At 34.0% G+C, this 13,247-nt stretch carries 10 protein-coding genes; 3 read left to right on the forward strand and 7 right to left on the reverse strand.

Annotation, left to right across the window (positions count from 1 at the left end; all coding sequences use genetic code 11):
* Positions 1–64 precede the first annotated feature (64 nt).
* The 7 genes from rlmB to AAFN75_RS10445 form a co-directional block, all read right to left on the reverse strand.
* Positions 65–805 carry a 23S rRNA (guanosine(2251)-2'-O)-methyltransferase RlmB gene (gene rlmB / locus AAFN75_RS10415; protein WP_411806283.1) on the reverse strand — a complete coding sequence of 247 codons (741 nt, stop codon included), beginning with the start codon at positions 803–805 and terminating at the stop codon, positions 65–67.
* Positions 806–856: 51 nt separating this feature from the next.
* Positions 857–2,305 (reverse strand): aryl-sulfate sulfotransferase, encoded by a 1,449-nt coding sequence (locus AAFN75_RS10420; protein ID WP_411806284.1) that lies wholly within the window; start codon positions 2,303–2,305, stop codon positions 857–859.
* 81 nt (positions 2,306–2,386) lie between these two features.
* Positions 2,387–2,887, reverse strand: a complete 501-nt coding sequence (locus AAFN75_RS10425; protein WP_411806285.1) for a lipid-binding protein — start codon at positions 2,885–2,887, stop codon at positions 2,387–2,389.
* A gap of 20 nt (positions 2,888–2,907) precedes the next feature.
* Positions 2,908–3,579, reverse strand: a complete 672-nt coding sequence (locus AAFN75_RS10430) for an immunoglobulin-like domain-containing protein (protein WP_411806286.1) — start codon at positions 3,577–3,579, stop codon at positions 2,908–2,910.
* Positions 3,580–3,592: 13 nt separating this feature from the next.
* On the reverse strand, positions 3,593–5,047 hold the full coding sequence (locus tag AAFN75_RS10435) for a SusD/RagB family nutrient-binding outer membrane lipoprotein (protein ID WP_411806287.1): 1,455 nt from the start codon (positions 5,045–5,047) through the stop codon (positions 3,593–3,595).
* A 25-nt stretch (positions 5,048–5,072) separates the two neighbouring features.
* A complete protein-coding gene (locus AAFN75_RS10440) occupies positions 5,073–8,249 on the reverse strand; it encodes a SusC/RagA family TonB-linked outer membrane protein (RefSeq protein WP_411806288.1) in 3,177 nt (1,058 codons plus the stop codon).
* Between the two features lie 117 nt (positions 8,250–8,366).
* The gene (locus AAFN75_RS10445; protein WP_411806289.1) at positions 8,367–10,061 is read right to left on the reverse strand and encodes a POTRA domain-containing protein; all 1,695 of its coding nucleotides are present in this window, start codon (positions 10,059–10,061) and stop codon (positions 8,367–8,369) included.
* A gap of 178 nt (positions 10,062–10,239) precedes the next feature.
* Here AAFN75_RS10445 and rpsL point away from each other — a divergent pair, with 178 nt between their 5' ends.
* Genes rpsL through fusA form a run of 3 tightly spaced genes read left to right on the forward strand, consistent with a single transcriptional unit; the run spans position 10,240 to position 13,242 of the window.
* Positions 10,240–10,614: a 30S ribosomal protein S12 gene (gene rpsL, locus AAFN75_RS10450; RefSeq protein WP_019386263.1), complete on the forward strand. Its 375-nt coding sequence runs from the start codon at positions 10,240–10,242 to the stop codon at positions 10,612–10,614.
* 21 nt (positions 10,615–10,635) lie between these two features.
* Complete coding sequence (gene rpsG / locus AAFN75_RS10455; protein WP_144115510.1) at positions 10,636–11,112, forward strand: 30S ribosomal protein S7; 477 nt, start codon at positions 10,636–10,638, stop codon at positions 11,110–11,112.
* A 3-nt stretch (positions 11,113–11,115) separates the two neighbouring features.
* Positions 11,116–13,242: an elongation factor G gene (gene fusA / locus AAFN75_RS10460; RefSeq protein WP_411806290.1), complete on the forward strand. Its 2,127-nt coding sequence runs from the start codon at positions 11,116–11,118 to the stop codon at positions 13,240–13,242.
* Positions 13,243–13,247 lie beyond the last annotated feature (5 nt).

The raw sequence follows: 13,247 nt of genomic DNA on the forward strand, positions 1-13,247 counted from the left end.
GAAGTAGATTTAAAATCTATTATTGCAATTTTGAAGAACCACTAATATTGAAAACGGCGAGAGCTTACTTAATTAGTCGCTGTCTTACCACTTCGTATAAAAAAGCACCACAAGCTACAGACACGTTTAAAGATTCAATGTCTCCTAGTAAAGGTAGTTTCGCTTTAGCGTCTACAACTTTTAACGTAGAAGGGTTTATACCTCTGCCTTCCGATCCCATAATTATAGCACATGGCTCAACAAAGGATACATCGTATAAGGTGTCGTTAGTTTTCTCGGTAGCAGCTATAACTTTTACACCAGATGCTTGCATGTAAAAAACAGCATCTTTAATATGGTCTACTTTACAAATGGGAATTTTAAATACAGCACCAGCACTCGTTTTTATGGTATCGCCATTAACGGGAGCACTACCATTTTTTTGAATAATAATACCGTTAACACCCGTACATTCTGCAGTTCTGATAATAGCGCCAAAATTACGAACATCACTTAGCTGGTCTAGTAAAAGAAAAAGTGGAGTTTTACCAGATTCCATAACACTCATAACTAAGGTTTCCATGTCGTGAAACTCAATAGGCGATATTTGTGCAACCGCGCCTTGGTGGTTGTTTTTGGTTAACCTATTCAGTTTTTCAACAGGAACATACGATCTGTTGATCGACTTTTTATTCAATAATGATTCAAGCTCTCCAAATAGTTCGCCTCTTTCTCCTTTTTGAAGAAATACTTTATCGATAGTTTCACCTGCATTTACGGCCTCTATTATGGCACGTATTCCGAATATTTGTGTTTGGTTTTCCATTGGGGTAAAGGTATAAAAAAACCATCTTAAACAGGATAGTTTTAATTTTGATTATTTACAATTTGTCATAGAAGGGTTTTGTTCTATTGGATTGCCAGCAATTAATTCCCTGTTTTTAAAAGCAGGATAATCTTTACTATACTTAAATGCTCTAAATACGGCATTATCAAGAGGTTGTTCTCCCTGAGATAAAATACCCGTTCCGGAATCGGGATTAATATATTCCCATATTTTTTGATTTTTATCATTTATTTCAAAAAAACGTCCCATTTGTCCTTCGCAAATAAGAGTATTACCATTGGGTAAGCGTTGAGCACCAGAAATAATTTCGGAAAAGAAGTTACCAATATCGTTGTATTCCCATTCTGGTTTAATTGGACCAAATGGCTTATTGGATGTAATTATATACTGGCCTTGACTATTCTTTACTGGGTTTATTATGTTAACGCTTGAAAAATCTCCCGTAGGTCTATCTAACCCATTATTAAAAATTAAGATTTTACCACCATCATTGTATTCATTGGGTATCCAATGAGGATAATGTTGGCCGTACAATGTTCTATCATTTTCGTTACCTAACTTATAGGCCATTGGATTTCCCCATCTATAGAGGATATCTCCTCCTTTGCCTTTTTTTCCGCCTGTATGTGATGTAGATTGTGCAGTTGTTGTGGAATGATCGATAATCATAATTTCGCTTGTTCCTTGGAAGCTTATAACGATTTCATCTAGTTCTTCGTTATATTGTATAGAATTGGCATGTAGCCAATCTGCTTTGTCTCCAGATCTACCTACAAAATTTATATCCATGAGATGAGGATGTTCATTAATTACACCGTAGTTATCTTTAGTAATATCAAAGTCTTGTATTAAATGATCCCAAATATTCCATTCCCAAACGATATTAATGTTGTTATTTCCAATCGGTTCTATTTCAATTATTTTTTCGGTGTATAGTACATCAGTAGCCATCGTATCAGGATTTCTTCCTTTTTGAATAGCTTCTGTTTTTGTGATTGATTCAGCTATTAATAATAAAATGTTTCCATTTTTTAAAGGAACGGCATCATGGTGTTGACTAAAAGTTTCTGATGAATGAATATAACTCCATAATAGATTATTACTCCAATCAAATCGTTCAATTACTCCACCAATGCCTCCAATTTGAATATTTGAATTAAGTATTTCTCCAGCCCTTAATATTGATCCATCTTCTAATAGGAATACTGATTTTCCAGAATTATAATTACTAACCCATTGGTTAATTACTTCTCCGCAGTTATTTATTAAATAGGTTTTTTTCGATTTTGAAGGTGTAAATAAAGTATATCCGTCATAGACTTTAGGCTTAAATTCAATTAATCCAACTGTGTTTTGTTCTGGGATAATAACAATAGGTTCTTCAGGTTCTGTAGGCAATGTTGTAATATTGTTATCCTCACTACATGAGAGTAATGTTATAAATATTAAAATTATATTTAAGTAATTACTTTGTTTCATCGAAATTTAATTGATATGAAATTAAAGAATAAAGCCATCTCAATTGAGATGGCTTTATAAATATTAAAATTTAAGAACTATTTAGTGCTCATCTTCAGCAAATCCAGTTCTTTTATATCCTTTAATAGTATATATGGTACCGGCATCATCTGAGAATTCAGCATCAAAAGATATTCCGTCACTCATATTACCTCCTGAAGTTTCAGTGTCTCCTTTGGTAATCGTTCCATTTGTAAAAGTAACGTTAACATCGTAACCATCTACACTACTTTCTAAATCAGAACCAGAAAAGGTTAAAGCAGAAACATTTACGGGGGTTTTTACTTTAAAATCCCAAATGTGATGATGATCATCCACCCAAATTTCTGATTGGTTGTTAGCAGCGGTATTGTAAGTAGACATCAATTGGTAGTCTAGAACTAGATTATCACCTACAAAAGTTTGTACGTACCAATCTCCTGCCATCGCTTCAGTTTCAGTTCCTCCAGCATCAGCATCTTCTGTTTCATCACATGAAACAAGAGAAGACACGAAGAATAAACTAAGTATTGAAATTACTATATATTTATTTATTGTTTTCATATTTATTAATATTTATAAAATTAAGGTGTAGTTTTAACAAGTTCCACTGGGAAACCAAAATCATAATCGGTAAGGGTAGCAATCCAGTTCATTGTTCTTTGATCGGCAGAAATAGTTCCTGCGCTCATTGCTATTGGTCCAAAACCTATTACACTACCAGTTGAAGTAACTGTGTTAGAGCCAAAATCTACCATAATCACTGCATCTGCTCCATAAGCTGCTCCATAATTATTTAAACTTCTCTCATAATAACCACCTAAAAGATCTGTACAATCGAAATTGCCATCAGTTCTAGTTGATACTAGTACAGGACTTGCTACCCTTGCAGGATTATCATTTCTTCTACCCATATACACTCCTGCTATAGTCCCATTGTTTTCATAAACAATAACAGTTCGTGATGCAGAAGCTAAAAAACCATCTGCGTTTTCAGTAGAATATGATACTGTGTAAAATCCAGGAGTATTTACGTCTATATCACTTTCAGTATCAAAAGGAACAGATGCACCTCCTACTGAAGCGTTCGCTCCGGGATCATTGAATGGTTGTCCTAATTCAGAATACACAATAGCATCACCATTAATACTAAGTTCCGGAAATACTGTTACTGTAGAAACATCTCCAGTTGAGTCTACACTACAGGACAAAAATGTTCCCGTAATAACTAAAATTACTATAATAAATTTTTTCATCTTTTTCTTTTTTTTAATTAGCATCATACCAAACTGGCTCTGTAATTTTAATTACAGTATTGGGAGCGTTAGTATTTCTTTGGCTTTCTTCTTGAGGGTATTCAAATCGTTTAGGGAATTGACCACCTGTTTTTCCTTCCACTGAATATACAAACTGACCAGGTACATATCCAGGAGATGTTTGATCTACCGTAGATACTTTAGGGTATCCAGTTCTGTTATGTTCAATAAATGATTCAAATCCGTTGCCAGGAAAAAGTGATACCCATTTTTGAGTAATAATAGCTTCAATATTCTCTTCGGTACTAGCATTTGGATATGCGTAATTACCGCTGATAAATGTTGTAGCGTCCGCACCCCATTGGTCAAATGCAGCAGTAACTCCATCTTCGTATAAAGTTTGAGCGTTTGTACCTCCCATATATCTTGCACGTGCTTCTGCTTGTAAAAATAAGCTTTCTGCCTTAGAGATAAAATAGAACGGTGCGTCAGCTGATAAAATTACAACAGATGCACTTCCGCTTCCTTCGTCAAAGTCGCCTTGGTTTTGAAAAGTAGTTCCGTCATAAAAACTAGCTAATCTTGGGTCTCCATTAGAATCTAAATAACTACCTAAAGTAGTACTTGCTCTTAGGTTTGTTGCAACATTTAATTGACGTCTATCTGTTTCATATAAAGGGTTACTTTTACTATCTTCATCAGTAAACTGAGTTATAGCCGCATCTTCATTTAAGAATGAAGCACCAGAATTAATTAAAGATGTAATTCCATTTTGGGCAACAGTAGGTCTAACCTCAGATTGTCTTAAGTAGATTTTAAGTAATAAAGTATTTGCAAATTGTGTCCATTTAGTCATATCTCCTCCAAAAAGAAAGTCAGAAGCTCCAGGGGTGTTATCTACTGGTGAATCAGCTAAGTTTCTTCCTAATGCATTTTTTAAATCGGCTACCATATTATCATATACTAACTCAGGTGCATCAAAAGCAGGGTTTAAAATTGCTGCATTATTTGCTTCAGTATAAGGAATAGAACCATAAAAATCTATTAGTAAGTGAGATGCATATATTTCTAATGTTGTCGCAACTAGATAGAAATTCCAGTTTTCTTGAGCCAAGGCATTAGCTTTTACATTTCTAGCATCAGTTAAAGCATCGTACATTGAAGACCAACTTCCATTAATGAAGTTGTCCGCAGCTCCTAATGTGTAGTCATCAATATTTTTGTATTGATTCGCTACAGCACTTTGTGTCCAAAATTGACTCCAAAATCCACCAGCTAAAGCATAATATGACCCTGCACTTGCCGCTATACCTGTTTGTGCAGCTGGCATTTGTGAGCCCATCGGTACTTGTGATGGTGCTAATAAATCTGGGTCTATATTAATATCTAAGTCCGTATCACATGCTACAAAGAATAACATGGTACTAGCAACAAAAAGGCTAGATATTTTTTTATATATATTTTTCATTTTTATTTGAGTATTTTAAGTTTTGTTAAAATGTTAATTTAATACTACCACCATAAGCTCTTTGTGATGGATTAGCAGCAAATTCTCCAAATTCACTTCTTATTCCTCTACCGTAACTTGTTGTTTCTGGATCTACATAAGTGTTATCTGCTGGTGTCCATAAAAACAGGTTTTTACCATAAATAGTAAACGTTAGGTTAGTTAAGTTTAACTGATCAATTACCTTAGACGGGAATGAGTAAGATAATGAAACGTCTCTAAGTCTGATAAAAGTTTTATCGATAATATGATCTTGTTCTACAGCTGCATTTTGTTGTGTATTATAAAAAGCTGTTACATCATCAAATGCTACTGGTGTTGTGTTTTCAACATAACCACCAGATCCATCAGGAACTACCGAGTTTGGTATTATCCATGGGTTTCTGCCGTTATATGTTGTTTCGATACCATTACCAACAAAATAGTTAAGACGTTTTGTGTATGAATACATTTCACCACCTTGTTTCCAGTCCCATCCCATATTGAATGTGAAATCTTTATAAGTGAATGTGTTTTTTAATCCCATTATAAAATCTCTCTGAGAATTTCCTAGCTCAACTTCGGTACCATCATAAGTATAATATCCTGTGTCAGGATTTGCAATTATTTGCCCTTCATCATTTCTTGTAGGCGCTGGACCGTAAAATGTTCCAAGTGGTTTTCCTTCTTCGGCATAGAAATTAACTCCGTAAGCATTGTAAATAGATACTTTTCCATCGTCATTACCAACTCTAGTTACTTCACTATCATTTTTAGTAAACGTATAGCTTAAATTCCACGAAAAGTTGTCTGAAACAATAGGTTTAGCTGTAAGTAATAACTCTATACCTTTGTTTGTTAAGTCAACAGGGTTAGCTGTAACAGTTGAGTATCCTGTTGAACGTGCTACAGGTAGGTCAACGATTAAATCGTTAGTTTTTCTACTATATAATGAAACGTCTAAACCAAGTCTTCTGTTAAAGAATTGAGTATCAAATCCTAACTCGATTTCATCTGTAAGTTCAGGTTTTAAGTTTTGATTTTCAATTCTTCCAAAAATCTCATAAGCATTAACACCTCCAAACGGATAAGTTACGTTTCCAAAATAAGCATCGTTTGCTGATTGACCTGCTGTTGCAGATACGCTGTAAACATTTGTGTCATTACCTACTCTAGCAAAACCACCTCTTAACTTAGTAAATGTACTTCCATTGTCAATAACAATAGCAGCTAAAGATGCAGAAGGGTAGAAGTATGAGTTGTTAGCTAATGGTAAGGTAGAAGAAAAATCATTTCTAGCAGTTACTGTTAAGAAATATTTGTCTAAATAACCAAATTCAGCTTGACCATAAATACCAAATACACGTCTTACATAATCACTTTGTTCTAAAACTGGTGTAGATGCAGAGTTACTAAGTTCATAATAGTTAGGTAAATCTAAATCGTTAACTGTTACGCTTAATGACTCTCCGTTTCTTTCATTAAAGTTAATTCCTCCTAAAGCATTTAAAGTTAAATCTTCAGAAATATTAGTGTTGTAGTTTAAGTTAAGGTAAGTATCAAATTCTCTGTTAGTATATTTTGATTCTTGTACAGCTCCAACTACTCCGTTTGCTCCTCCAAGGTCTTGAGGAGATCCAGGTACATATTCAATTATAGCTCCGTAACGTTTAATGCTTTCGTTGTCGATATCTGTACCTACTTGAAATTGTGCAGAAAATTTATCTGTAAAGGCATAATTAAAGTTTGCATTACCATAGAATCTATCTTTTTTAATCTCTACACTATTAGAGTTTAAAGTTACATATGGGTTAGCAGCATAAGGCGTGTAGAAGTAACTAGGTGTATTAAAAAGGTTAGTTTGGTCTTCTAAATCAATAATACTAATATCGTTTGGTATTTGAATTAACTCTTGAGTTAAAGATTTACCAAATCCAGCATCATCTCCTTGCCCAGTAGGAATAGCAGATTGTTCTTTATGTGCGTAATTTGCGCTTAAACGTACTTTAAATTTATCTGAACCAACACCAGCGTTAACACCAAAGTTGTTTTTTACGAAAGTATCACCATCTGAAGGGAAAATACCATCAACATCTACTCTAGAATAAGTAAACGCAACATCTGAGTTATCGTTACCACTACTAATAGTGATACTGTTATTAAAAGAGGTTCCTGTTTCATAAAAATCTCTAATATTATTCTCTAATGCTTCATAAGGCTTTATAAGTTGTGAATTATCAATAATTCTACTCCAAGGTCTTATTTGACCATTAAAAGGTGCTCCCCATGATCCATTTTCATTACTCGCTGCTGTAGATCCTTCTCCTGTTACACTAGAGTAAGAAGCTCCGGCCCAACCTGTACCAAATTCTTTTTGAGTATCTGTTGTTCTTGCTAGCTCTAAGAAATCTGTAGAAGAAGATATACTAACTCTCATTTTATTCTTACCTCTTTTGGTTTGAATAATAATAGCTCCATTTGATGCTCTAGAACCATATAGGGCTGTTGCTGCAGCACCTTTTAAGAAGTTAATGCTTTCAATGTTGTTAGGGTCAATGTCATTTACACCAGATCCGGCATCGAAAGAACTTGTGCTTCCTACAACACTATTTGATCTATCTAGAATGGGAGAACCATCTACAACATAAAGCGGTGCATTAGTTCCAGTAATAGAACTAATACCTCTAAAAATAACTTTTGTTGACGCTCCTGGTTGAGCTGGTGAAGAAATATCAACACCCGCAATTTTACCTGAAAGAGTTTCAAGTGGGTTACTAGTAGATACTTCAGTAATATCCTTGTTGGAAACTATTGTTGCTGAATATCCTAGGGATTTTGATTGACGTTTAATACCAAAAGCAGTTACAACTACTTCTTCTAAAGATTCTGCGTCTTCTTGAAGTGTTACATTAATTTTGCTTGAAGCGCCAAGAGCAACCTCTTTCGTAGTGTATCCAACAAAACTAAATACCAAAGTACTTCCTTGGTTAGCTTTTAATGAATAATTACCATCGAAATCTGATGATGTACCTGATGAAGTACCTTTTACTAAGACAGTAGCTCCAGGTAGTGGGAGCCCTGAGGCATCCGATACTGTTCCTGAAATTGTCTTTTCTTGTGCGAACGTTAGTTGCACGACAAACGCTAGTAATAGCGTTAGAATTCCACTAAACTTTGTTTTCATTTTGTAATTATTTGAATTAGTCAATGCCAAAAATCATAAATTAAAGTTAATAAAACAATAAATTATGGTTAAAATTTGGGGAAATGCTCAAATTTTTAAGGATTTAATAAATGAGAACTAGAAATTTGCGGTCAAACTGATGTGTAATTTAGAATTAGCTAATTTAAATGGTGTATTCTCATTTTTGCCATTTGCGTAGTTTAGTTTCAAAAGGCCTGACTTTGTAAGAATAGCAAACCCAAAGCCGTAGCCAAACAGCTTTTCTTGGGTGTTTTGTATTTTATTCTCGAAATAACTGGCGTCGATAATGCTATGAATGTAAATGGAATTGTTTAATTGATATCTGTATTCTGTATTTATAAGGCTGTAAAAAGTTGCGTTCAAGCTATTTTCCTCAAAACCTCTTAATGAGTTTATACCTCCAAATCTTAATAATTCATTTTCAAAATAGCTATTTGATATTAAATTGTTTCCATTTGTTTTAATGTATATACTGTTTTTATCGTTTAGATTTATAATTTTCGTTATTTCGAATAATAATTGCGACTGCTTTTCTTTATTATTTGTAGCTGTTCTGTTACCGATTCCGGTTTCAAAATATATTTTAGAGTTAATTGGAAATAATAAGTTATGGTATTGCGGTTTTATATATTGATATGCTAAGTTGAATTGCGTAGTATGATAATCGTTTATATTTAAGCTATTATTATTGGTGAGTGTATTGTTTGATTCTGTGGTGGTGATTCCGGTAAATATTTTAGAGCTAGAATTTATTTGGTAGTTAATCTTTACGTGTTGGTTTACGGTTGTAAACGAGGTGTCTTTTTTGAAAATTTTCAGCATTAAGTTTACTCCAATTGGTGAATTGAATAAATATGGTAGCTCCGTCTTTACTTCAAATGTTTTTTGATCGTTCTCATCGCTCTTGTAAAGTAGGCTGAAAGATTCTCCAAAATTTAAATTGTTATTAAGCTTAAGATTTAAATAGCCATCAAACTCTAGTTTATTAGTCTCTTCGTTTGTGCCAAATCCTAAAAAGCCATCAAAATTATTGCTTTTAGATTTTTCCAGGTATAGATAAAGTGTTGTTGAATCTTTTAAAAATAAAACTTCTGGAGTTTTTACTTCGTTTGCGAAATTTAAGTTTGAGAGTTGTTCCGTTTTTAATTTTATGTTATCTATATCAAAGTTTTGATTTTGTTTTATTTTTAAATAATGTTTTAAATAAGACTTCGGGAATTTCTCATAGCCCTTTACTTTAATATTAGTTATTGTTCGTTTAGCGGTGTTATTGCTTGTTTTTAATTCCGCTTTTAAAGTTGTATTGTTTTTTATTTCAAGTTGAGATAATTTGACTTTAGCGAACGGAAAGCCTTTTTGCGAAATTTCGGTGTTTATAATGTTTAATGCGTTTTCAACATCTTGTAATTTAAGGATGAAATAGTCGTTATAGACATCGTTAGAAATTAAATTTAATGTAGAGGTAAGGGTTTTTGTATTATCGTAATATATATATAAGGAGTCAAATTTGTTTTTTAAGTGGATTGTAGAATGAAACGTAGTATCGTTTATCTTTTTAATAGCGAATAATTCATTTTCAATATAGCCTAGTTTTGAGAACTTATTCTGCGCGGCTTTAGTTTCGTTTCTAATGGACGCGTAGTCTTTATGAAATTTAACGTAGCCAACGGAATCTATTATACGTGTTTCTAATTCGCTTTCTCCTTTAATTTTTAAAATTAAATTCTGACTTAAGCCTTCTATAGAAAAAAGGATATATATAATAAGGATGAAGTACGAAGGTTTTTGCACTTTTATAAATGGCTTTTTTTATGTAAATCTAACGTAAAATCTAGGTTTATAATATGGAGATTGATAATATTTTTGAAAACTCTTAAAAATTAACCGATTAGGATTTGAATTCTAAAAATTAATTTCTACATTTGCACCCCTCTTAAAAAGAGGATAATAAAATTTATATATAATATATATGCCAACAATTTCGCAATTAGTAAGAAAAGGAAGAGCCAAAATAACCAAGAAGAGTAAATCGGCTGCTTTAGATTCTTGTCCGCAAAGACGTGGTGTGTGTACTCGTGTTTACACAACAACTCCTAAAAAACCAAATTCAGCAATGAGAAAGGTAGCAAGGGTTCGTTTAACAAACGGTAACGAGGTTAACGCATACATCGGTGGTGAAGGACACAATCTACAAGAGCACTCGATAGTATTGGTTAGAGGTGGAAGGGTAAAAGATTTACCAGGAGTTAGATATCACATTGTACGTGGTGCTTTAGACACAGCAGGTGTTTCAGGTAGAACGCAACGTAGATCTAAGTATGGTGCAAAACGCCCTAAAAAGTAATTAAAACTTTAAGAAGAAGACATGAGAAAAAGAGCAGCAAAAAAGAGACCGCTTTTACCAGACCCTAAATTTAACGACCAGTTAGTAACTCGTTTCGTTAATATGATGATGTGGGATGGAAAAAAGTCTGTCGCTTTTAAAGTATTCTACGATGCAATTGATATTGTAGACTCGAAAAAAACTGACGAAGAAAAAACAGGTTTAGAGATATGGAAAGATGCCTTATCTAACGTTATGCCTCACGTAGAAGTACGTAGTCGTCGTGTTGGTGGAGCAACATTCCAAATTCCAATGCAAATTCGTCCAGATCGTAAAGTTTCTACAGCAATGAAATGGTTAATTAGCTATTCACGTAAAAGAAACGAAAAATCAATGGCGTTACGTTTAGCCTCTGAGGTTTTAGCAGCAGCTAAAGAAGAAGGAGCAGCGGTTAAGAAAAGAGTTGATACTCACAAAATGGCAGAAGCAAACAAAGCATTCTCTCACTTTAGATTCTAAGACATGGCAAGAGATTTAAAATATACAAGAAACATAGGAATTGCTGCTCATATTGATGCTGGTAAAACAACAACAACAGAGCGTATTCTTTATTATACTGGAGTTTCTCACAAAATTGGAGAAGTACATGATGGTGCTGCTACAATGGATTGGATGGAGCAAGAGCAAGAAAGAGGTATTACAATTACTTCTGCAGCTACAACTTGTGAATGGAAATTCCCTATTGAAAATGGTGAACCAACAGCAGATGCTAAGGATTACCACTTTAATATTATAGATACACCGGGTCACGTTGATTTTACTGTTGAAGTAAATCGTTCATTACGTGTTCTTGATGGTTTAGTATTCTTATTTAGTGCAGTTGATGGTGTTGAGCCGCAATCTGAAACTAACTGGAGATTAGCTGATAACTATAAAGTGCCTAGAATTGGTTTCGTTAATAAAATGGACCGTCAAGGATCAGACTTTTTAGGAGTTTGTCAACAAGTAAAGGATATGTTAAAATCTAACGCGGTGCCAATCGTTTTAAACATTGGTGACGAGGATGATTTTAGAGGTATTATAGATTTAGTAAAAAACAGAGCTATCGTATGGCATGATGAAACTCAAGGGGCAACTTTTGATGTTATTGAAATTCCAGATGATTTAAAAGAAGAAGCTCGTAAATACCGTGCTTTACTTATTGAAGAGGTAGCTGGTTACGACGAGAATCTTTTAGAGAAATTCATGGAAGATGAAAATTCTATTACTGAAGACGAAGTGCATGCTGCACTTAGAGCTGCTGTAATGGATATGGCTATTATTCCTATGATTTGTGGTTCTGCTTTTAAAAATAAAGGTGTTCAGTTCTTATTAGATGCTGTGTGTCGTTATTTACCTTCTCCAATGGATAAAGAAGGTATTATTGGAACAAACCCTGATACAGATAAAGAAGAAATTCGTAAGCCATCTGTAAAAGAGCCGTTCGCAGCATTAGCATTTAAAATTGCTACCGATCCTTTTGTAGGTCGTTTAGCATTCTTTAGAGCTTATTCAGGTCGTTTAGACGCAGGTTCTTACGTATTGAATAATCGTTCAGGTAAAAAAGAGCGTATTTCTCGTATTTACCAAATGCACGCTAACAAGCAAAACGCAATTGATTATATAGAAGCTGGAGATATTGGAGCTGCTGTTGGATTTAAATCTATCAAAACAGGAGATACACTTTCAGATGAAAAGCATCCAATTGTATTAGAGTCTATGGACTTCCCAGATCCAGTAATTGGTATTGCGGTTGAGCCAAAAACTAAGGCTGATGTAGATAAATTAGGTATGGGCTTAGCTAAATTAGCTGAAGAAGATCCTACATTTACTGTACGTTCAGACGAAGCTTCAGGACAGACTATTATTTCTGGAATGGGTGAGTTACACTTAGATGTAATTGTGGATCGTTTAAAACGTGAATTCAAAGTAGAGGTTAATCAAGGTCAACCTCAAGTTGAGTATAAAGAGGCTATTACAGCTTCTGCAGATCATAGAGAAGTTTACAAGAAACAGTCTGGTGGTCGTGGTAAATTTGCAGATATTGTGTTTACTATTGAGCCAGCTGATGAAGGTCAAATAGGACTTCAGTTTGAATCTGTAATTAAAGGTGGTAACGTTCCTAAAGAATTTATCCCTTCAATTGAAAAAGGATTTAAGCAAGCAATGGTAAATGGACCATTAGCAGGTTTTGAGGTAGATGCTATGAAAATTACTTTAAGAGATGGATCTTACCATGATGTGGATTCTGATCAATTATCTTTCGAATTAGCTGCTAAATTAGGTTTCAAAAACGTTGCAAAAGCGGCTAAGGCTGTTATTATGGAGCCTATTATGAAACTTGAAGTTATTACTCCAGAAGAAAACATGGGGGATATTGTAGGTGATTTAAATAGAAGAAGAGGTCAAGTAAGTGACATGGGTGATAGAGCTGGTGCAAAAACTGTAAAAGCTACTGTACCATTATCAGAAATGTTTGGTTATGTAACAACATTAAGAACATTATCTTCTGGTCGTGCAACATCAACAATGGAATTTTCACACTATGCTCAAACGCCTTCTAATATATCTGAAGAAGTAATAAAGGCAGCTAAAGGAGTTGAATCGTAAATCTT

The sequence above is a fragment of the Algibacter sp. AS12 genome, assembly GCF_046736315.1.
GTDB classification, from domain to species: Bacteria; Bacteroidota; Bacteroidia; order Flavobacteriales; family Flavobacteriaceae; genus Algibacter_B; species Algibacter_B amylolyticus.